Below are 21,563 nucleotides of genomic sequence, written 5' to 3' on the forward strand. Positions count from 1 at the left end.
TGTCATAAATAGAAATAATATTTGAAATTAATAAAAGCATTAATTTTACTTACATTTAAAGTATTATTTACTTATTTTATCACAAATCAAGTATATTATAAGTCAGGGATATATATCCCCACAATCCTAAAACCTTGTAAATCCCGATTCAGACATTATGCAAGCTTGGATACCTAAAACCGTACTACAGAACGGACAGTACATCATTAAAAAAATTATTGGTGCGGGTGGATTTGGTGAAACCTATTTAGCAGAAGATATAGAAGAAAATAGATTAGTTGTTATTAAAACCCTAAACCGCGAGCAACGCGAAAAACCAGACTTTGCACATAGACAAAAGAAGTTTAGAAAAGAAGCAATAGATTTATCAAAATGCTATCATCCCCATATTGTCAAAGTTTACGACAACTTTGTCGAAGATGGACTTTGGGCTATTGTCATGGAATATATTGATGGCGACAATTTAGAGGTGTATGTTAATGAAAATGGATATTTGTCAGAAGCAGAAGCTTTACGCTAAATTGACCAAATAGCACAAGCTTTAGAATATGTCCATGAACGGGGACTTTTACACCGAGATGTCAAACCCACTAACATTTTGTTAAGAAGGAAAAACAAAGAAGCAGTATTAATTGATTTTGGTTTAGCGCGAGAATTTCAACCTGGTAAAATCAGAAGTATGACGGGGATGATCACAGAAGGTTATGCACCCATAGAACAATATGAAAGGCGTGGAAATTTTGGTTATTATACTGATGTTTATGCTTTGTCGGCGACATTATATACTTTATTAACTGCGAGAGTTCCTATACCTTCTCATTATCGCACTGATCCAGATGTGAATTTACCAGCACCTAAAAAATATAATCGGAATATTAGTGATAAATTAAATTCTGCTATTCTCAAAGGAATGGATTTAGGACCGCGAAATCGTCCCCAAACGGTACGGGAGTTTCGGGAAATATTGGGTTTAATAATTCCACCTGTTGTTAATACAATATCTGTTAATTATAGTTCTGTTTCTGCACAGCAACGACAGCAACAAAATAATCTAATTCATGAACCTACAAATCAGGATTTACAATTAAAATCAAGCTTAGAAATAGACTATATAAAATTACAAGCCTACCTAAAAGCAGGGAATTGGAAAGAAGCTGATCAAGAAACTAAACGATTAATATTAGCAGTTACAAACCGAAAAAATGAAGGTTGGTTAAGATTAGAAGATATTGATAATTTACCCTGTGAAAACCTCCGTAGTATTGACCAGTTATGGAGCAAATATAGTAATGGACAGTTTGGTTTTTCAGTCCAAATGCGAATTTACAAAAGTTTAGGAGGAACAGAGAAATACAACATTAAAATACATAATGCCTTTGTCAAGAAGGTAGGATGGGGAATGATAGATAATTTGGATAAGACAGCACCACAAGGATACTTGCCTTCATATAAATTAGTTTATAACCTGGTAAATAATTACTGGATATATTCATTCTATGGTTTCGTATGGTTTGGTATATTTTCTATTATTAACTGTTTTTTTGGCCAGTTATGGTGGTTAATAGTTGTGAGTTTTTGGGGTATAAAGTGTTATTTAGGAGAAAGTAAGGACTGTCTTAACGAACCAATCGCAATAATACTTTGGTTTGGTGGTTTTTTAATTTTTCTGGGTTTGAGTTATTGGTGGAGTATCAATATATTATTAAGTCATATAACCGCAGGTATTAGGGCTATTTTCTCTCGCGTCAAGACTTGTAAGCTGTAACAGAAAATTATTAAATCAGAATCAATTGTTGATTACTATTTAATAAGATACATCACTCAAATCAATTTAATAATTTCTCAAATCTCGACTTTTTAAAACTTTGTTAAATCCTGTACATCCTTAAATCCTGGAAATCCTGATTCAGACAAAAAAAAGCGGGCTAACCGCTAATGCTTGGTTAACCCGTTTCGTTTTGGGAACGCGCTACAGAAATTGTTACTGCAATACCAACTTAACATTGGCGTTTTGCAGACCGCGCTGTTTTACTTCAGCCAAAGTCTTGTTAACGGCATATTTTTGATTGATGGAGTTGATCAACTCGGTCTGGTTGTGCTTCTTAGCAACACCCCAGAGGTCAGCAATGAGGTCAAAAGAACCATCACTGTTGCGAGACCAACCTAAATCGTACTCGCCTTCCAATACAGCAACGATGTCGGAACGTAAACGCTGACCGTTATAACCACGAACATCAGCTTCAGTCTTTACGCTGATACCTAAGTCGCGCAAAGAAGATTTGAGAATTTCAGCATCGGTGATCTTGGTACGCAGAGTGCTAAAGTGAGACATTTGGGTTTCCTCCAATAAGAAGATTGATGAGAAAAACGACAACATTTCCTTTTCAGCCAAGCCGCATGATTTGGGAGCGGCTTTTTTCCAAACTGTTAGCCTTGTGACTAACCTTTCCCCCCTGACATTGCAGAGGAAAGCTTTTAAAACTCCATGCGCTGATATTCAGCAACAGAGGAGGCTGCGGGTCTAGCACGCTGTCTGGCCCAGTCTCTTAAAGCTGTGACCTGTTCTTGCATCGTTCGTGACAGCGGCAAAGTAGACTTCAATGCAGCAATAATATCTAATTGGGTGAACTCCCGATCTTGGGCGAAGGCTTCATACATAGCCGCCACGATCGCTTGTTCAATTTCTGCCCCAGAAAAACCGTCTGACATTTTTGCTAGTTGTTGTAGATCAAATCTAGCAATATCTTCCCTGCGTTTGGTCAGGTGAATACTAAAGATATCCTGACGTTCTTCTGGTGTGGGCAGATCCACAAAGAAAATTTCATCAAAGCGACCTTTCCTCAAAAACTCTCCAGGTAAGCGTTCTACGCGGTTAGCAGTTGCCATTACAAACACTGGAGATTTCTTTTCCTGCATCCAGGTGAGGAAAGAGCCGAAAATTCTGTTTGATGTCCCCCCATCAGAATCGCCTGAACCACCACTACCCGCAAAGGATTTATCCAACTCGTCGATAAACAGAATCGTGGGGGAAATTGATTCTGCTGTTTTCAGGGCGTTCCGTAGGTTTGCTTCACTTCGACCCACCATTGAGCCGTCGTAGACCCGCCCCATATCTAACCGCAAGATTGGTAAACCCCACAAACGGGAGGTAGTTTTGGCAATGAGTGACTTACCACAACCGGGAACACCGAGAATTAACATCCCTTTGGGTTGAGGTAAACCATACTCTCTCGCCCTTTCTGTAAAGGCGTTAGAGCGTTGGGTAAGCCAGGTTTTCAACTCTTCCAAGCCACCCACAGCATCAAGAGTTTCATCTTCTTCGATGTACTCCAAGATACCGTTACGGCGAATTAATTGTTTTTTCTCGGATAAGACGATATCAACTTCATCTTCCGTCAATCGCCCAGTTGTTACCTGTGCTTTACGGTATACTTTCTCTGCTTCATCTTTAGTTAGACCTAAAGCTGCTCTGAGAAGTTTTTCTCGCGCCTCGGTTGTTAGCCGTCGTCCCCGATTTTGCTCTTGATGGTAAGTTAAAACTTTATTCAACTCCGCCATATCTGGCAATTGGAAATCTAGAACAACAACTTCTTTTTCTAGTTCAATAGGAACTTGCTGTATGGGAGACATCAAAACGATATTCTTTTGTGTTCCTTTGAAACTAGCGATCGCGTCCCGTAGGGATCTAGTTGTTGCAGGCGCATCAATAAAGGGATGTAAATCTTTAAGAATAAATATACTAGCTTCTTTTTGTCGAGAAATCCAATCAATTGCTGCTTCTGGTGAAACAGTATTGTGTTGTGTTGTATTGCGGGGTTGACCATACTCCACAATACCGTGAGTCACTGTCCAAACATATACTCGCCTTTGGGGCTTTAACTCTTGGGCGACTTTAAAAATTGCTTGCTCTGCCCGTTCTTCCTCGGAGGTCACAAGGTAGATTAAAGGGTATTGAGCTTGAATTAGTATATTGAGCTCTTCTTTCATACTATCGACCTACTTGAGACCTTAATAGAGACAGCACCGATAGCGATAGCGTGGTGTTAAGCCATACTATGGATTAATCATTAATAATTTCTATCTAGCAAGGAACTAATTCTTCCTCTCCCTTGGGATAAGTTTCATCTTGTTCTCTCGCGTCAATAGATAGATGATCCTGAGCTATTACTCCTGGTTGATTGCCTAAATCCACTAGTTCCCCATCACGTAACACCACTGAAGTTTCACAAGTGGGACAGGAATAAACCCGATGGGTTCGCCCATAAGAAGACGCTTCTATTTCTTCTACCAATTCTGAATTCATCAGGTAGAAATCAAGCGCCCGTTCTGCTAGGTCTGACATCGGTTCTGAGTCAACAGCAGAACGAATTTTGAGTCTTCTGTGCAATTCCGGCGATAAATATAACGTAACCTTTTGCTTAGTTTGCATATCACTTTTTAGTGGTCTTACCCGGGTATGTATCCCACCTTATCGGCTCTTTTCTGAGTTGTCAAGATGGTAAAACGTTTTGACGGTGATTTTGTTACATTTCTCAACAAAACTAGGATAACTACGTGAGATAATCATAGAAATGAGTAATTTATCAAACTTAGAAAATTGGTAATCGGTGATTATTTCCCCAGCCTTCTACCTCTTTTCCTTGTTAGCAATTATGGGTGCAATACACGTACAAAAGACACTGTATGCCATTACTTCAGGCGTTGGCATAGGCATGATGATGTGGGGGTGTAATACTAACCTCCAACTTAACGAGACGACATGGAAAATATATAGAAATGATCGTTATGGTTTTGAGTTTCCCTATCCCAACACCTGGAAAGAATTAGGAACTCCAGACAATAGTGATGGTATTGCTTTAGTTTCACCAAATAAGAAAACTGTAGAAATTCGGTCTTGGGCAAGTAAGCCCTTATTAAAATCCCAAAAATCCAAACCAGAACCTAATTTTCAGACTAATCAAGGAGTTTCTGGTGTACTGGTAGTAGAAGTTAGTGAAAAAGTAACTATCATGAAGTTGACCATTACTCAAGAGCAATTGGAATATCACTGGCAAGGACAAAGTGGCAGTCAAGAGTTTGCCAATTATTATCGTCTGTTTTACTACGTTGCTCAGGAGTATAAAATTAGTCAGTAGTTACAGGCAGGAGTGTTTTTTAATTTTTAATTTTTAATTGATTTACTGCCTTAGCGAGAATTTAATGATGAATAAGGGACACAAACCTGATAAATTTAGCTATCAGCAAGTAAAAACTGGTAAAGGTCAGTAACTCAGGGCTAAAGCTACTGAGCTTGTTTGATTTATCTGACAAGCTGTACTGACCAGCCTCAGTCAAAACTAGACTACGTTTTTTGAGTCACGACACCGGGGAATGCGTAGCTAGTTCCCTGCTCTGTCATTTGCAATTAAACAGTTTTACAGTCACTGAAACAGTGTTGCAAGTCTAAAAAGCTCTTAAAACATTGGCGAAGCTAACATTACCCCAGAAATGGGAGTTGGTTTTTCAGGTTTCCAATCAAAAAACCTGACTAAAATTTAAGATTCAATGCGGTTAAAACCGCCAGTGTCGCTTCTCTCTAGTCCCTTTAGGGACTGAGTTTCCTGCATACCGTGAAGTTTTATGAAAGTCCTGGTTATTGGTGGCGATGGGTATTGCGGTTGGGCAACCGCGCTTTACCTTTCTAATCGAGGTTATGAAGTTGGAATTTTAGATAGTTTGGTGCGAAGGCACTGGGATAATGAATTGGGTGTTGAAACTCTTACCCCAATTGCACCAATTCAGCAACGTCTCCAGCGATGGCAGGATTTGACTAGTAAATCTATCGATCTGTTCATCGGCGATATTACTAATTACGAATTTCTGCACAAAGCCTTACACCAATTTCAGCCAACGGCCATAGTGCATTTTGGTGAACAGCGTTCAGCACCATTTTCCATGATTGACCGTGAACACGCCGTTCTCACCCAGGTTAATAATGTAGTTGGTACATTGAACTTGCTGTACATTATGCGGGAAGATTTCCCAGATTGCCATTTGGTGAAATTGGGAACAATGGGTGAATATGGAACTCCCAACATTGATATTGAAGAAGGGTATATCACAATTGAACACAACGGGCGCAAAGATACTTTGCCCTATCCTAAGCAGCCTGGTTCAATGTATCATTTGAGCAAAGTCCATGATAGCCATAATATCCACTTTGCTTGTCGGATTTGGGGATTAAGAGCTACAGACTTAAATCAAGGGATAGTTTACGGTGTCTTAACCGAAGAAACGGGGATGGACGAACTGTTAATTAACCGCTTGGATTACGATGGCGTATTTGGTACAGCATTAAACCGCTTTTGTATTCAAGCAACCGTAGGACATCCACTCACCGTCTATGGGAAAGGTGGACAAACTCGCGGATTTTTGGATATTCGGGATACAGTGAGATGTATTGAATTAGCGATCGCTAATCCGGCTGAACCTGGAGAATTCCGTGTTTTTAACCAATTTACCGAATTATTCAGCGTTGGTGATTTGGCAATGATGGTGAAAAAAGCTGGTAACGCAATGGGACTAAATGTGGATATTAACCACATAGAAAACCCCAGAGTGGAAAAAGAAGAACACTACTTCAACGCTAAAAATACCAAACTCTTAGATTTGGGTTTACAACCTCATCTCCTCTGTGACTCTTTACTTGATTCATTATTAAACTTTGCAGTCAAGTATCAGAAACGAGTTGATCACAAACAAATTCTGCCTAAAGTCTCTTGGCATAGAAAATAGGTGACAGGTGACAGGTGACAGGTGACAGGTAGATTAATTCTCCACTGCTTCCCCTGACTCCTGACTCCTGACTGGGCGCAGGCCCTGCGCCCCTACCTCCTGAATTCTGACTCCTGACTGGGCGCAGGCCCTGCGCCCCTACCTCCTAACTCCTGCTTTCCAGTTTTTTTATGAGAATCGCCCTATTCACGGAAACTTTTTTACCTAAAGTTGACGGCATAGTGACACGCTTGCGTCATACCGTTGACCATTTACAACGCCATGGTAATCAAGTCTTAGTATTTGCGCCTGAAGGTGGCATAACTGAACATAAAGGTGCGAAAGTTTACGGTGTTAGTGGCTTTCCCTTACCTTTATATCCTGAGTTAAAAATGGCACTGCCTCGCCCTGCCATTGGTCACGCTTTAGAAGAATTCCAACCCGATATTATTCATGTTGTCAACCCCGCAATTCTAGGATTAGCGGGGATTTTTTATAGTAAAGTTCTGAAAATTCCCCTGCTGGCTTCTTATCATACCCACTTGCCCCAATACCTACAACATTATGGTTTAGGGATGTTAGAAGGTTTACTATGGGAGTTACTTAAAGCTGGTCATAATCAAGCAGCATTAAATCTTTGTACTTCTACCGCAATGGTTACAGAACTCACAGCCCATGGTATTGAAAGGGTTGATTTGTGGCAAAGGGGAGTAGATACAGAAACTTTTTCTCCAGATTTAGCTAGTCGGGAAATGCGATCGCATCTCTCCCAAAATCATCCAGATAGCCCCTTATTGTTGTATGTTGGTCGTCTTTCTGCTGAAAAGGAAATTGAACGCATCAAACCCATTTTAGAAGCCATTCCCGATGCCAGATTAGCTTTAGTTGGAGATGGTCCCCACCGTCCAGCTTTAGAAAAACACTTTGCAGGTACAAATACTTATTTTGTTGGTTATTTAATGGGTAAAGAATTAGGATCTGCCTTTGCCAGTGCTGATGCCTTTATTTTTCCTTCCCGCACAGAAACACTCGGATTAGTGCTGCTAGAAGCCATGTCCGCAGGCTGTCCAGTCGTAGCCGCCCGTTCTGGAGGTATCCCTGATATCGTTACAGATGGAGTTAATGGATATCTTTTTGACCCGCAAGCTGATATTCAAGAGGCGATTAATGCTACTATACGTCTGTTAAAACAAAGACAGGAAATAACTATTATCCGTAAAAATGCCCGGACAGAAGCAGAAAAATGGGGATGGGCTTCTGCTACACAACAACTGCAAGATTATTATCAAAAAATAGTCTTAAATCATGATATCGGGAATCGTTGGGGCAAATGATTCGTAGGACTTACGCAAAATATCTCTGAAACCCTCTTTTCTTAGTGTCCTTCGTTCCTATGCCTTCGGCACGCTTCGCGAACGTGGTTCATTCTTTCGTGACTTGTGCGTAAGTCCTGATTCGGAAAAATGTAGGGCTATATTACGGAAATTTCCAATCCAAAATCTAAAATCTAAAATCTAAAATTCCCATGACACTTCCTAACCCTGGTAGCGTCTTGGCTACATTAACTGAACTCACTCAAGTTAACCGGACTCATGCCTTACTAAGTCGAGTTAAAGACCTTTCTGTTAATGAATTTGTATGTTTGCTAGACTTCATTACGGCTGAATTCCAACAATTTATCAGAGCTATTGATTTAATCAATAATGAAGCTCTAGAAACTATGTTGGAAAAGGTACTTGAAGCAATTACCTTGAAAATTGGTCAAATTCTGCAAGCAGAACATACAGCTATTTTTTTAGTTGATTACGATAAAGGACAATTATGGTCAAAAGTTCTTAAAGATAATAGTCAAAAGTTTCTCGAAATTCGGACTTCTATTAATGTTGGTATTCCTGGCCATGTGGCCAGCACAGGTAACTGTTTAAATATTGCTGAAACTACCAATCATCCTCTTTTTAGCCCAGAGTTGGAAAAACAAATGGGCTATAAAATCCGCAATTTATTATGTATGCCAGTTTTGAGTAGTAAAAACCAAATTGTCGCGGTAGTACAACTGGCAAATAAAGCAGGGGATATTCCTTTCAATGAAGATGATGAAGAACGGTTTCGAGATTTTGCTGCTGCTATTGGCATTATTCTAGAAAGTTGTCAATCTTTTTATGTAGCGGCTCGTCATCAACGAGGAGCAACAGCTTTATTACGAGCCACACAAACTTTAGGACAAAGTTTGGATTTAGAAGCTACTTTGCAGATGGTGATGGAACAAGCTAGAATCTTGATGCAAGCAGATCGTAGCACCCTATTTTTATATCGTAAAGAATTAGACGAATTGTGGACAAAGGTGGCAGAGGTTAATGGTAAAAACCTGATAGAGATTCGGATTAGTGCGAGTCGAGGGATTGCTGGTTATGTTGCTTCCAATGGTACAGCCCTCAATATTACAGATGCCTATACAGATCCTCGATTTGACTCTTCAATAGATAAAAAAACGGGTTATGTAACTCGTAATATTTTATGTTTACCAGTATTTAATTCCGCTAATGAATTGATTGGTGTTACGCAATTAATTAATAAACAACAAGGTAGTTTTACGGCTTCAGATGAAGAATTTATGCGAGCTTTTAATATCCAAGCCGGGATTGCTTTGGAAAATGCTCGCTTATTTGAAAGTGTTTTATTAGAAAAACAATATCAAAAAGATATTCTTCAGAGTTTATCTGATGCGGTAATTTCTACAGATATGCTTGGTCAAATTGTAACTATTAATGATGCTGCATTGGAATTATTAGGCTGTCCAGTCAGAAAGGCTAATAATAAAAATAATAAGCCGCTATGGGAACAAAATTTAATTGGTCGCCAAGTTTGGGATGTTGTGCCAATTGAAAATTTACAAATGCGAATAGAAGATAGTTTGAAGCATGGAGCTAAACATTATGTTCCTGAACAAAGTTTGCTGGTGGGATTATATGAAAAGGTAAATAATGGCATTCAACAGTTAATTTTAGCTGTTAGCGATCGCCATAATCCCAATATTTTTATTCCCTGGAATCAATCTCTGACTTCCCAATCTGAATTACTGAGTGCAGATGATGTCAAGAAGTTAGAACGAAGTATTAATCTCACTGTCAATCCCTTGACTAACCCTGAAGGTGGAGTGCGTGGTGGTTTAGTAGTGCTAGAAGATATTAGTCGGGAAAAACGCATGAAAAGCACTATGTACCGTTATCTGAATCCTCATGTAGCCGAGCAGGTAATGGCTTTAGGACAAGATGCTTTAATGGTTGGTGAACGTAAGGATGTGACTATTTTGTTTTCTGATATCCGGGGTTATACAACCCTGACGGAAAACTTGGGAGCGACGGAGGTAGTATCACTCCTAAATCAGTATTTTGAAACAATGGTAGAGGCGGTTTTTAATTATGAAGGGACTTTAGATAAATTTATTGGTGATGCTTTAATGGCGGTATTTGGTGCGCCGCTACCACTCACAGAAAATCACGCTTGGCGAGCCATCCAATCCGCATTAGATATGCGTCAACGATTACAGGAATTTAACCAAAGACGCATTTTTCAATCTCAACCACAAATTCGGATTGGGATTGGAATTAGTTCCGGAGAAGTGGTTTCTGGGAATATTGGTTCTCAAAAACGGATGGATTATACAGTGATTGGTGATGGGGTGAATTTGAGTTCCCGCCTGGAAGGAGTGACGAAAGAATACGGTTGTGATATTATTATCAGCGAGTTTACTTACAATTTATGTAGCGATCGCTTGTGGGTGCGCCAACTAGATAAAATTCGCGTTAAAGGTAAACACCAAGCTGTGAATATTTACGAGTTGCTTGGCGATCGCTCTACGCCCCTAGATGCTAACACCCAAGAATTTTTGCATCATTACCATGCGGGACGAAATGCCTATGTATTAAGGGAATTTACCAAAGCGATCGCCTGTTTTGAATCCGCCAAAGGTATTTATCCCACAGATCAAGCTGTTGATATCCACTTAGAACGCTCCTATAAATATCAACAAACACCACCGCCAAAATCTTGGGATGGTGTCTGGACAATGATTACAAAATAGTTCGTAACAATTGACAATTGACTCCTTCTAATTCTTCCTTTGTGACTGGGCGCAGGCCCTGCGCCCCTACCTCCTGTATTTTATTAACTTTCTCCAGAATCGTGATTTTGAGAAGGATTTTCACCTATTTTGAGTTCTTTTTTGGAATTTTTTAACTGCTTCCACAGTGACTTTATTTGTTTATAAGCCTCATCGGGGGGGATTTTTCCACCTGTTTCTAAATTGCAGATATAGCTAATTTTTTGGGCAAATTCCTGTAAATTAGCGTTGAATACCAAATTTTCTGGTTTTACATGACCATAGTAGCGACCACGGGGGTAGAGAAAATCGTCTTTGCTCACTATTTTTTCTCCATTTATTCAAATACTCTATAGAACTTATCTGCTGCTGATAGTGCAGTGTGGCGCAAGCCATACATTGCTATTTATTTCCCCTATTAGTTGATCAAGATAGATGGGTAAAACCTGGCGCAAACCATAGGCGAAGATTCAGAGCAATTAATCACGTTTAATTATTACCTCATTCATTAATAACAAATTGTATCAACTTCAATTAGTTATTAATATATATAGATTTGATTTAATTTGTGATACTCTGCCTAGAGTAAGGTATATTTACTTGGGTGAACAGGGAAGAAGGGAAACAAAGTATGATGTATGTATTAAATATTGTCAGCGCGGGCTACGCCAACGGAAATTTAAAAAGAGTTTTATCTTCCTTAGTCTACTAATATATTCCTTTTTGCAAAGTATTGCAAAATTTTCTCCAAAAGAAAATGATTGGACACAAGACCTCTATTCATATAGAAACTTTATAGAGAAGTTGCATAGACTGTCTCGACAATCTTTTTCACTTGTTTATTCAAAATTGAATACCCAAGGCTTAAAGTATATTTAAAGACAGATATTAGGAAATAAAACTTAGCACTTGTATACAAGTAGATGCTTTGGAAATTTTCAATTATTAACTTTAAATTCTGCCATCTGGTACTAGCCATTGAAATTTAGTCGCGGAAATATTCTGTTAGCCAATGACTAATAACTAAAGATAAAATGGTGAGACTGACAAAGAGCAAACCCGTTCATTATCGAAAACTGTATCTACTACCATGTCTGTTAATTCTAAACTCTACGAAGGCAAAGCCAAAATTCTCTACGCAACAGACGATCCAGAGGTTTTGCTGGCTGATTTCAAAGATGATGCTACGGCCTTTAATGCTCAAAAACGGGGCAGTATTCAGGATAAGGGGATGATCAACTGTAGTATTTCTAGCCAACTATTTCAACAATTGGCAAAACAGGGTATTAAAACTCATTTTATTGATAGTCCAGCCCCCAACCAGATGCGAGTAAAAGCCGTAAAAATTATCCCATTAGAAGTAGTGGTGAGGAACATTGCGGCTGGTAGTTTGTGTCAGCAAACTGGGTTAGCACTAGGTACTGTTTTGTCACAACCATTGGTAGAGTTTTATTACAAAAACGATCACTTAGGAGATCCTTTACTTACGAGCGATCGCTTATTACTCCTAAAACTAGCCACAACGGAACAAGTTAATCAAATTACCCATCTTGCATTGCAAATCAACAAATTTCTTCAGCAGTTTTGGCAACAATGTCACATCACTCTAGTGGACTTTAAACTGGAATTTGGTGTGGATTCACAACAGCAACTACTTTTAGCAGACGAAATTAGTCCAGATACCTGCCGTTTGTGGGATATAGCAGAAGCTGATCCTAACCTCCGGATTATGGACAAAGACCGTTTTCGTCGAGACTTAGGAAACGTAGAAAATGCGTACCAGGAGGTTCTACACAGAGTTTTAAAAGTAGTAGAAGCCCAAAAATAGATAACTAACAAATAATCATTAATGGTGTGTGGTAGTGAAGAGGAATATGATTAAAACAAGTTTAACTCCCGGATTAATGGCAATGTTAGCTATGACAGTTCCTTTAGCAAGTTCTGTTAGAGTAAATGCCCAAGAAGCTGTACCTATTGCTTCACAAACAACAGAAGTTTTGACGGCAGAGACAGTGCAACAAAAACAGGATGCTGTCAAAAGTGATGGGAATGACACTCAAATATCTCATTCTCAACCAGTTACAGTCGTTATCGAGCCAGAATCTAACCAATTTTCTCCTTTAATTAAAGTCTTAAAGGCCAATGCAGAATCAAGAGACAAAGCGGCGGCCACTGTCCCAAAATCTACAATAATTCCCATTACCGCCCAAACGCCACAAGCACAGCCGCCAACCTCACCAGAGGCGGAAAATACCAATTTAGAATCAACAGACAAAGCGGTGGCTATTGTCCCAAAATCTACAATAGTTCCCATTACCGCCCAAGCGCCACAAGCAGAGCCACCAACCTCACCTGAAGCGGAATCCAATGGGGAAGATATTAATTCCCCAACCACAGCACCTGTACCATCTGCCGAACCAGAAACCACGGAATCCCGTGTGTTGGTATCTGAGGTAGTTGTCAAATCAGAAACAGGAGAAATAATCACCCCCGAACTAGAAAGCGCAGTTTACAGAGTAATTCGGACTCAAGCAGGACAAACAACAACCCGTTCCCAATTGCAAGAAGATATTAATGCGATTTTTGGAACTGGGTTTTTCTCCAACGTGCAAGCATCTCCAGAAGATACCCCTCTTGGTGTACGGGTAAGTTTTATAGTTGCTCCCAATCCCATACTTACCAAAGTAGAATTAGAAGCTAATCCTGGTACAAATGTAGCCTCTGTACTTCCTGCTGATACTGCAAACGAAATATTTAAGGATCAATATGGCAAAATCCTCAACTTGCGGGATTTGCAAGAGGGCATCAAGGAACTAACTAAACGTTATCAAGATCAAGGTTATGTACTGGCTAACTTAATTGGAGCGCCGAAAGTTGAAAAAAATGGCGTTGTCACCCTACAAGTAGCCGAAGGGGTGGTAGAAAACGTTAAAGTGAGATTTCGCAATAAAGAAGGAGAAGAGGTCAACGAAAAGGGAGAACCAATTCGCGGGCGCACTAAAGATTATATAATCACGCGGGAAGTAGAGTTAAAACCGGGGCAGGTATTTAACCGGAATATTGTGCAAAGAGACTTACAAAGGGTTTTTGGACTAGGGCTGTTTGAAGATGTGAACGTTTCCCTTGATCCTGGTACTGATCCTAGTAAAGTTGATGTGGTAGTAAATGTGGCAGAACGAAGTAGTGGTTCTATTGCCGCAGGTGCGGGGATTAGTTCTGCTAGTGGTTTATTTGGGACTGTCAGCTATCAGCAGCAAAACTTGGGGGGGAAGAAACCAAAAATTGGGTGCTGAAGTCCAGTTAGGAGAACGAGAACTACTTTTTGACTTCCGCTTTACAGATCCTTGGATTGGTAATGATCCTTATCGGACTTCATATACAGCTAATATTTTCCGTCGTCGTTCTATTTCCTTGATATTTGAAGGTAAAGACGAAAATATTGAAACTTTTGATCCGAACAATATTACGAATACAGATCAGCAGAATAGTCCCCGCATTACCCGTTTAGGTGGTGGTGTTACCTTTACCCGTCCTCTTTCTGCCAATCCCTTCAAAAGTTCAGAATGGCTTGCTTCTGCGGGATTGCAGTATCAACGGGTGTCTGGTCGTGATGCTGATGGTAATCTTCGCAAAGAGGGGGCAATCTTTGATGACAATGGAAATATCCTCAGTGAAAGAATTCCTCTGACGCTTTCGCCGTCCGGGGAAGACGATTTGTTACTATTAAAACTGGGCGCACAACGCGATCGCCGTAATAATGCTTTACAACCCACAAATGGTTCTTACTTAACCTTGGGAGTTGATCAATCTGTCCCCATTGGCGAAGGTAGTATTTTTCTGACTAAGTTACGGGGTAACTACAGCCAATATATACCTGTGAAATTTACTAACTTTAGCAAACAACCAGAAACTTTAGCATTTAACATCCAAGGGGGAACAATTCTTGGTGATTTACCCCCTTATGAAGCCTTTACCCTTGGTGGTAGTAATTCTGTTCGAGGTTATGAGGAAGGCAGATTAGCCGCAGGACGTAGTTATATTCAAGCGGCTGTAGAGTATCGTTTCCCTGTGTTCTCTGTGGTTAGTGGCGCATTATTTTTTGATTATGGTAGTGACTTGGGAACAAGTACCAAAGCTGCACAATTATTAAATAAAGATGGTAGTGGCTACGGTTATGGGGTGGGTGTGCGTGTTCAATCTCCACTAGGTCCAATTCGTATAGATTACGGTATCACTGATGATGGTGATAGCCGCATCAATTTTGGGATTGGAGAAAGATTTTAATTTTGTCAGTGGTCAGTGGATAAGGACTTTTGAGAATTTTACTTCTGACTTCTGACTTCTGACTTCTGATTGGGCGCAGGCCCTGCGCCCCTACATCCTTTGCTTTTATCTATTTTTCAGACAAGATCAATCAGGGTTTCTACTTAAGACGGTATATGAGCAATAATAACCAAAATATCTGGATTGTGAATTTATGCAACAACATACTTTAGCTGGGGAAATTTCTCAGACTGGGGTGGGGTTGCATAGTGGTGTCAAAACTCAAGTGCGAATATTACCAGCACCACCAGGAAGCGATACCTACGGCGATCGCAGTGGACGCTTTTTTGTGCGAGTAGATTTACCGAATTCACCGATAATTCCCGCTCAAGTTGGTGCTGTGAGTCAGACTGTGCTTTCTACTCAATTGGGTAAGGATGAAGTTTGTGTCCGCACTGTAGAACATTTGTTAGCCGCTTTGGCTGCTATGGGGGTGGATAATGCCAGAATTGAAATTGATGGACCTGAAGTGCCACTTTTAGATGGTTCGGCTCAGATTTGGTGTCAAAGGATTGCGGAAGTTGGCTTAGTTAGTCAAACAACGAATAATTCACCAAAGTCTTGGGTAATTACCGAACCTATCTGGATTTATCAAGGTGATGCTTTTGTTTGCGCGTTACCTGCACCAGAAACCCGATTTAGCTATGGTATAGATTTTAATTTACCGGCAATTGGTAATCAATGGCATAGTTGGTTATTAACCACCAATCTAGAAATCTCTGCGGCTGACTTTGCTACAGAAATTGCTCCAGCGCGTACTTTTGGTTTACAGCATCAAATTGAACATCTGCAAAAGTCAGGATTAATTAAAGGTGGTAGTTTAGATAATGCCCTAGTCTGTGGGGACAAAGGTTGGCTAAATCCACCATTACGATTTGCAAATGAACCAGTTCGTCATAAAATCTTGGATCTAGTCGGAGATTTGAGTTTACTGGGAAATTTTCCAATTGCTCATTTTTTGGCGTACAAAGCTAGTCACAATTTACACATTCAACTAGCACAGAAGATATTAGATGTTTCGTTCCTCAAGATGACAGAGGGGCTAATCTAAAATTCCCAAAACTTCCTTCTTATTCCCTTGTCATAAAGACAATTTTGAACGCCATTTACTTAATAATTTACATCAATTACAACTAATGTCCACTATTACCGAAGCTAATTCTACGGAAGTGAATATATCTCTAGAAGAGAATACACCGACAATTAAAACTACCTTTACTATTGAGGAAATTCAGGAACTATTACCCCATCGTTATCCATTTTTACTAGTAGACCGGATTATTGATTATGTACCTGGTCAAAAAGCCGTAGGTATTAAAAATGTAACGTTTAATGAACCCCAATTTCAAGGGCATTTCCCAGAGCGATCGCTGATGCCGGGTGTGCTAATTATTGAAGCAATGGCACAAGTCGGTGGGATTGTTATGACGCAAATGCCGGACTCAAAAGGAGGATTATTCGTATTTGCTGGCATTGATAAAGTCCGTTTCCGTCGTCAAGTTATACCAGGAGATCAACTGGTGATGACCGTGGAACTGTTGTGGGTCAAGCAGCGTCGTTTCGGGAAAATGCAAGGAAGAGCAGAAGTTGATGGACAACTAGCTGCTGAAGGGGAATTAATGTTTTCTCTAATTAGTTAAAAGTCATTAGTTATTAGTCATTAATACTTAACCTCAATGGTTAATATTTAGACATCTTGTAGCTAAATTCTGAATTTTCGCCCTCACACATAACTTACTTTGCCCGACAGGTTTCTTTAGTGAAATATTTAATACACAGCACTTAGTTTTGGAGATTCACCCTTGAAAACACTTATTCATCCAACTGCTGTCATACATCCTAACGCGGAACTCCACTCAACAGTGCAAGTCGGTGCTTATGCTGTGATTGGCGAGAATGTTAGAGTTGGTGCAGACACTGTAATTGGTTCTCATGTTGTCCTCGAAGGTCCTTGTGAAATAGGCACGGGAAATCAGATTTTTCCGGGTGCAGCTATTGGTATGCAGCCCCAAGACCTCAAGTATGTGGGAGAACCGACTTGGGTAAAAATTGGTAACAATAATTCTATCCGTGAGTACGTAACAATTAACCGCGCCACAGGTAGAGGTGAAGCGACGGTGATTGGTAATGGTAATTTATTAATGGCTTATGTTCATGTAGGACATAATTGCCTGATTCATGATTCCGTAGTTATTGCTAACTCTGTTGCATTAGCTGGTCATGTACATATTGAATCACGAGCTAGACTCAGCGGTGTTTTAGGTGTCCATCAATTTGTCCATATTGGCGGAATGTCAATGGTGGGCGGCATGACACGCATTGATCGAGATGTCCCTCCTTATATGTTAGTTGAAGGAAATCCTGCTAAAGTGCGATCGCTCAATTTGGTAGGATTAAAACGTTCAGGAATGCCGTTAGCTGATTTCCAATTAATTAAAAAAGCTTTTCGTCTTCTCTACCGTTCTGATTTCTTGTTTAAGGATGCTTTGCAAGAGTTAGAAAGTTTAGGAGATACTGAACAATTAACACACCTCCGCCGTTTTTTACTCCTTTCTCAAATGCCAGGAAGACGGGGTTTAATTCCCGGAAAAGGCAAAAAATCTGTCAGTGATGAATAATGAATAGTCAGTCAAATGTAGGGGCGGGGTTTCCCCGTCCTCAAAGTTTAATCTGTTTTTGTTGGATGAATATGGATTGAATGAACCACGAAGAAGCGAAGGTAGCGAAGGAAGAAGAAGAAGAAGAAGAAGAAGAGAAGAAGAAGAAGAATAGGTAATCTTCGACGGGGTAGGAAAGGAAGTAAAAATCTAAAATCTAAAATCTAAAATTTTAAAATGCGGATATTTATTAGCACTGGTGAAGTTTCTGGGGATCTACAGGGTTCGTTATTAATTACGGCACTTCATAGACAAGCTGTAGCTGCGGGTTTGACATTAGAAATTATTGCCTTGGGTGGGGAGAAAATGGCGCAAGCTGGGGCGAGAATTTTGGGCAATACTAGCAGTATTGGTTCAATGGGTATTATTGAGGCTCTACCTTACTTTATACCTACTATTCAGGTGCAACGGCAAGCGATCGCCTACCTCAAGCAAAATCCACCTGATTTAGTGGTACTCATAGACTATATGACCCCCAATATTGGTATTGGTAGTTATATGGAACAGCATTTTCCTGATGTTCCTATAGTTTATTATATTGCTCCCCAAGAGTGGGTGTGGTCAATCAGTTTTGAGAGAACAAAACGGATTGTTAGCTTTACAGATAAGTTATTGGCAATTTTCCCAGAAGAAGCTCGATATTATCAACAAAAAGGCGCAAATGTTTGTTGGGTAGGACATCCTTTGATTGATAGAATGGAAAATGCACTAAGTCGGGAAAATGCGAGAAAGAAATTAGGAATTAAAGACGAAGAAATAGCGATTACTCTTTTACCAGCTTCCCGTCATCAAGAATTAAAATATCTCTTACCAGTTATTTTTCAAGCTGCTCAAAATATTCAATCTAAATTACCCAACGTACATTTTTGGATTCCTCTATCGTTGGAAACATTTAGACAGCCAATTGAGAAAGCCATTCAAGATTATGGGTTACAAGCAACCATAGTATCAGGTAAACAACAAGAAATTTTTGCAGCGGTTGATTTTGCCATTACTAAATCGGGAACTGTCAATTTAGAATTAGCATTATTAAATGTCCCCCAAGTTGTAGTTTATCGTCTTCATCCTCTTACTGCTTGGATTGCGCGTCATATTCTCAAAGGTTCAATTCCTTTTGCTTCTCCAGTAAATTTAGTTCTCATGCGGGAAATTGTCCCAGAATTTTTACAGGAAAAAGCTACAGCCGAGAATATTACTCAAGCTGCAATGGAATTATTATTGAATCCTGAAAAACAGCAAAAAACCCGGAAAGATTATCACGAAATGCGGCAATGTTTAGGAGAAGAGGGCGTATGCGATCGCACTGCCAAGGAAATATTAGAAATGAAAAAATAGCAAGATATTGAATTAAAATGGTAAACAAACGTCCCATAGCAGTTGATTTATTTGCAGGTGCAGGGGGGATGACATTAGGCTTTGAACAAGCTGGTTTTGATGTCCTAGCTTCTGTGGAAATAGATCCAATTCATTGTGCAATTCATAAATTTAACTTTCCTTTTTGGACGGTGTTATGTAAAAGTGTAGAAGAGACAACCGGCGCAGAAATTAGGAATAGTTCTAAAATTGCCAATCAAGAAATAGATGTAGTTTTTGGTGGTCCCCCCTGTCAAGGTTTCTCATTAATGGGAAAACGTTCTTTTGATGATCCGAGAAATTCTTTAGTTTTCCATTTCATTAGATTAGTTGTAGAATTGCAACCCAAGTTTTTTGTCTTGGAAAATGTCAAAGGAATGACGGTAGGTAAACACAAAGAATTTATCGCTGAAATCATTAATCAATTTTCAGAAAGTGGTTATCAAGTTAATGCAAATTATCAAGTTTTAAATGCAGCTAATTATGGAGTACCCCAAAATAGAGAAAGGTTATTCTTACTAGGTGCGCGTAAAAATCTAGAATTACCGAAATATCCAGAAAAAATTACATTCCCTCATCAAAAATGTCCCACAGTTTGGGAAGCATTACAAGATTTACCAATAATAGAAAATTTTCCAGAACTATATCAACAAGATTGGGTATTTGCAGAGTTTACTAAACCTAGTGATTATGCTAAAAAGCTGCGGAATCTTACAACTGCAAAAAATAACTATTCCTATAAACGTCAATATGATAATACTTTACTAACATCAAGTTTAAGAACCAAACATTCGACCGAATCTATGGAAAGATTTGCTTCTACACCTCATGGTAAAATCGAACCAATTAGTCATTTTCATAAACTGAATCCTGATGGTTTATGTAATACATTAAGAGCCGGAACACCTAGCAATAAAGGTGCATTTACTTCTCCTCGTCCCATACATCCTTTTATTCCCAGATGTATTACTGTTAGGGAAGCTGCGCGGTTACATTCTTATCCTGACTGGTTTCGATTCCATCCCACAAAATGGCATGGTTTTAGACAAATTGGTAATTCTGTTCCCCCTCTTTTAGCACAAGCAATAGCAGGAGAAATTATTAAAGTTTTAGATATCAAATCGTCTCAACCTCAAGGTATTAAAGAGTTAGGGGATATTAGGTTATTAACACTTGATATCTCAGGTGCAGCAAAATATTTTGGAGTGAACCGCCATGTTATAGAACCAAGAACCAGAAAAAAATGAATATTTAGCATTTATTTATTTAGCTAATAAAGCAATTTTATTGTGGCTGCATTAATTATTTGATTATTATTATAAATTCAATATGGAAGAACCAAATTTAATCTCAGAGGCCAATACTTGTCGGTTAAGCTAAAAACATTAAATTAGGTAGGTTGGGTTGACGTTAGGAAACCCAACATTTACGGACTTTTTTGTGTTGGATTGCGCTGTCTCTTAACCAAACAGTATTGTCTCAGATGCTATCCTCCGAGTAATAAGTAAAAATGAAATTCATATTGCGTCAAGTTGAACAGTCTTCTCTAATTTTAGCTAAAATTCCTGATTCTTTACGTTTAGTCATAGAGAAAATTCAGTCATATTCTTATGCAGAATTATATGAAGAGAAAGACATTCACGGAATAAGTTTAGAAGATTCTTTGAACACAGTATTTAATGCAATAGAAAAAGAGAAAAATAGTTTAGATATAAGTTATTGCTATTTCTTTATGGCTATAGTTATGGGAATTGCTGTGCAACCGACGATTAAAACTTATTTACCTCGTGAGACAATAACTGGTAACATATTTCAGTATCTTTTTCGAGATTGGATATATTCTCAAGATAATTATCAGTTAAATTTTAACGTTTCATTTCGGAATTATCAGAATTATTTGGGACAATATCAGGCTCTGGATGAAGCTGTTGATGTTTTTGAGAATATGCTGCAAGCACTGGAGTCTGTGAAAACTAGAGAAGCTATATTAAATATTTTAGATGATTGCTTTCAGGGTTATGCCATTTTTCCAGGATCACAAGGTAGACGAGAACTTTTTGATTGGTGGTTATTAGATGTTGTTCCATCTGTTTTTTGTGGCCGTTTACCTAAAAATATTCATACTTTAAAGGGAGTTGATAAAATGACTAAACATATTTCTAAAATCCGGAACTATTTTTGGAAAGTAGTCGAAAATAATCAGTCTCAAGGAAATACAGATTTGGAAAAACAAGATTTGTTGTTGAGATTTTTGGCTCAATAGTTTCTGATAAATAATATTAATATAATACTAATAGGACTTACGCAAAATCTCTCTGAAACCCTCCTTTCTTCGTGTTCTTCGTTCCTTCGTGGTTCGTTCTTTCCTAACTTGTACG

Annotated in this window: 16 protein-coding genes and 2 pseudogenes; 14 read left to right on the forward strand and 4 right to left on the reverse strand. The window is 39.1% G+C overall.

All coding sequences use genetic code 11. The annotated features are described in order from the left end of the window. Nucleotides 1–157 precede the first annotated feature (157 nt). A pseudogene (locus FJR38_RS28180) lies at nt 158–928 on the forward strand (serine/threonine protein kinase); the annotation flags it as partial. Next, complete coding sequence (locus FJR38_RS05050) at nt 911–1,765, forward strand: GUN4 domain-containing protein (protein WP_254449396.1); 855 nt, start codon at nt 911–913, stop codon at nt 1,763–1,765. The pseudogene FJR38_RS28180 and the gene FJR38_RS05050, both read left to right, overlap by 18 nt. Nucleotides 1,766–1,981: 216 nt before the next feature. Here FJR38_RS05050 and FJR38_RS05055 read toward each other — a convergent pair whose 3' ends face one another. The 3 genes from FJR38_RS05055 to FJR38_RS05065 form a co-directional block, all read right to left on the reverse strand. Continuing rightward, nucleotides 1,982–2,332: a DUF1257 domain-containing protein gene (locus tag FJR38_RS05055; protein ID WP_015081375.1), complete on the reverse strand. Its 351-nt coding sequence runs from the start codon at nt 2,330–2,332 to the stop codon at nt 1,982–1,984. Nucleotides 2,333–2,475: 143 nt separating this feature from the next. Then, nucleotides 2,476–3,987 carry an AAA family ATPase gene (locus FJR38_RS05060; protein WP_168492236.1) on the reverse strand — a complete coding sequence of 504 codons (1,512 nt, stop codon included), beginning with the start codon at nt 3,985–3,987 and terminating at the stop codon, nt 2,476–2,478. Between the two features lie 94 nt (nt 3,988–4,081). Then, nucleotides 4,082–4,429, reverse strand: a complete 348-nt coding sequence (locus tag FJR38_RS05065) for a hypothetical protein (protein WP_168492234.1) — start codon at nt 4,427–4,429, stop codon at nt 4,082–4,084. A 223-nt stretch (nt 4,430–4,652) separates the two neighbouring features. On the opposite strand from FJR38_RS05065, the gene FJR38_RS05070 reads away from it, so the two are divergent. The 4 genes from FJR38_RS05070 to FJR38_RS05085 all read left to right on the forward strand — a co-directional run bounded on the left by FJR38_RS05070 (nt 4,653) and on the right by FJR38_RS05085 (nt 10,834). Beyond that, entirely contained in the window at nt 4,653–5,135 is a 483-nt protein-coding gene (locus tag FJR38_RS05070; RefSeq protein ID WP_168492233.1) for a hypothetical protein, read from the forward strand. A gap of 484 nt (nt 5,136–5,619) precedes the next feature. After that, nucleotides 5,620–6,774 (forward strand): NAD-dependent epimerase/dehydratase family protein, encoded by a 1,155-nt coding sequence (locus FJR38_RS05075; protein WP_168492231.1) that lies wholly within the window; start codon nt 5,620–5,622, stop codon nt 6,772–6,774. A 170-nt stretch (nt 6,775–6,944) separates the two neighbouring features. Continuing rightward, nucleotides 6,945–8,087 (forward strand): glycosyltransferase family 1 protein, encoded by a 1,143-nt coding sequence (locus FJR38_RS05080; protein WP_168535780.1) that lies wholly within the window; start codon nt 6,945–6,947, stop codon nt 8,085–8,087. A gap of 191 nt (nt 8,088–8,278) precedes the next feature. Further along, entirely contained in the window at nt 8,279–10,834 is a 2,556-nt protein-coding gene (locus tag FJR38_RS05085; protein ID WP_168535782.1) for an adenylate/guanylate cyclase domain-containing protein, read from the forward strand. Nucleotides 10,835–10,917: 83 nt separating this feature from the next. Here FJR38_RS05085 and FJR38_RS05090 read toward each other — a convergent pair whose 3' ends face one another. Further along, complete coding sequence (locus FJR38_RS05090; RefSeq protein WP_174763503.1) at nt 10,918–11,178, reverse strand: hypothetical protein; 261 nt, start codon at nt 11,176–11,178, stop codon at nt 10,918–10,920. 764 nt (nt 11,179–11,942) lie between these two features. Between FJR38_RS05090 and purC the strand changes: the two genes are divergently transcribed. The 8 genes and pseudogenes from purC (at nt 11,943) to FJR38_RS05130 (ending at nt 21,448) form a co-directional block, all read left to right on the forward strand. Next, nucleotides 11,943–12,680 carry a phosphoribosylaminoimidazolesuccinocarboxamide synthase gene (purC, locus tag FJR38_RS05095; RefSeq protein WP_168492222.1) on the forward strand — a complete coding sequence of 246 codons (738 nt, stop codon included), beginning with the start codon at nt 11,943–11,945 and terminating at the stop codon, nt 12,678–12,680. 91 nt (nt 12,681–12,771) lie between these two features. Further along, a pseudogene (locus FJR38_RS05100) lies at nt 12,772–15,136 on the forward strand (BamA/TamA family outer membrane protein). 193 nt (nt 15,137–15,329) lie between these two features. Next, the gene (lpxC, locus tag FJR38_RS05105) at nt 15,330–16,226 is read left to right on the forward strand and encodes a UDP-3-O-acyl-N-acetylglucosamine deacetylase (protein ID WP_168535784.1); all 897 of its coding nucleotides are present in this window, start codon (nt 15,330–15,332) and stop codon (nt 16,224–16,226) included. An 85-nt stretch (nt 16,227–16,311) separates the two neighbouring features. Continuing rightward, a complete protein-coding gene (gene fabZ / locus FJR38_RS05110; protein ID WP_168492219.1) occupies nt 16,312–16,815 on the forward strand; it encodes a 3-hydroxyacyl-ACP dehydratase FabZ in 504 nt (167 codons plus the stop codon). Nucleotides 16,816–16,977: 162 nt separating this feature from the next. Further along, nucleotides 16,978–17,793 carry an acyl-ACP--UDP-N-acetylglucosamine O-acyltransferase gene (gene lpxA / locus FJR38_RS05115; RefSeq protein ID WP_168535786.1) on the forward strand — a complete coding sequence of 272 codons (816 nt, stop codon included), beginning with the start codon at nt 16,978–16,980 and terminating at the stop codon, nt 17,791–17,793. Nucleotides 17,794–18,009: 216 nt separating this feature from the next. Further along, the gene (gene lpxB, locus FJR38_RS05120) at nt 18,010–19,167 is read left to right on the forward strand and encodes a lipid-A-disaccharide synthase (RefSeq protein ID WP_168535788.1); all 1,158 of its coding nucleotides are present in this window, start codon (nt 18,010–18,012) and stop codon (nt 19,165–19,167) included. Between the two features lie 17 nt (nt 19,168–19,184). Then, nucleotides 19,185–20,432 carry a DNA cytosine methyltransferase gene (locus FJR38_RS05125; RefSeq protein ID WP_168535790.1) on the forward strand — a complete coding sequence of 416 codons (1,248 nt, stop codon included), beginning with the start codon at nt 19,185–19,187 and terminating at the stop codon, nt 20,430–20,432. A gap of 263 nt (nt 20,433–20,695) precedes the next feature. Continuing rightward, on the forward strand, nt 20,696–21,448 hold the full coding sequence (locus FJR38_RS05130; protein ID WP_168535792.1) for a hypothetical protein: 753 nt from the start codon (nt 20,696–20,698) through the stop codon (nt 21,446–21,448). Nucleotides 21,449–21,563 lie beyond the last annotated feature (115 nt).

The organism is Anabaena sp. UHCC 0253, assembly GCF_009712085.1.
In the GTDB taxonomy this organism is placed as follows: domain Bacteria; phylum Cyanobacteriota; class Cyanobacteriia; order Cyanobacteriales; family Nostocaceae; genus Dolichospermum.

Bases quoted from the DNA above. Each gene is read 5' to 3' on its own strand.
- FJR38_RS05050 (WP_254449396.1), top strand. From the start codon at position 911: ATGGATTTAGGACCGCGAAATCGTCCCCAAACGGTACGGGAGTTTCGG.
- FJR38_RS05055 (WP_015081375.1), bottom strand. From the start codon at position 2,332: ATGTCTCACTTTAGCACTCTGCGTACCAAGATCACCGATGCTGAAATT.
- FJR38_RS05060 (WP_168492236.1), bottom strand. From the start codon at position 3,987: ATGAAAGAAGAGCTCAATATACTAATTCAAGCTCAATACCCTTTAATC.
- FJR38_RS05065 (WP_168492234.1), bottom strand. From the start codon at position 4,429: ATGCAAACTAAGCAAAAGGTTACGTTATATTTATCGCCGGAATTGCAC.
- FJR38_RS05070 (WP_168492233.1), top strand. From the start codon at position 4,653: ATGGGTGCAATACACGTACAAAAGACACTGTATGCCATTACTTCAGGC.
- FJR38_RS05075 (WP_168492231.1), top strand. From the start codon at position 5,620: ATGAAAGTCCTGGTTATTGGTGGCGATGGGTATTGCGGTTGGGCAACC.
- FJR38_RS05080 (WP_168535780.1), top strand. From the start codon at position 6,945: ATGAGAATCGCCCTATTCACGGAAACTTTTTTACCTAAAGTTGACGGC.
- FJR38_RS05085 (WP_168535782.1), top strand. From the start codon at position 8,279: ATGACACTTCCTAACCCTGGTAGCGTCTTGGCTACATTAACTGAACTC.
- purC (WP_168492222.1), top strand. From the start codon at position 11,943: ATGTCTGTTAATTCTAAACTCTACGAAGGCAAAGCCAAAATTCTCTAC.
- lpxC (WP_168535784.1), top strand. From the start codon at position 15,330: ATGCAACAACATACTTTAGCTGGGGAAATTTCTCAGACTGGGGTGGGG.
- fabZ (WP_168492219.1), top strand. From the start codon at position 16,312: ATGTCCACTATTACCGAAGCTAATTCTACGGAAGTGAATATATCTCTA.
- lpxB (WP_168535788.1), top strand. From the start codon at position 18,010: ATGCGGATATTTATTAGCACTGGTGAAGTTTCTGGGGATCTACAGGGT.
- FJR38_RS05125 (WP_168535790.1), top strand. From the start codon at position 19,185: ATGGTAAACAAACGTCCCATAGCAGTTGATTTATTTGCAGGTGCAGGG.
- FJR38_RS05130 (WP_168535792.1), top strand. From the start codon at position 20,696: ATGAAATTCATATTGCGTCAAGTTGAACAGTCTTCTCTAATTTTAGCT.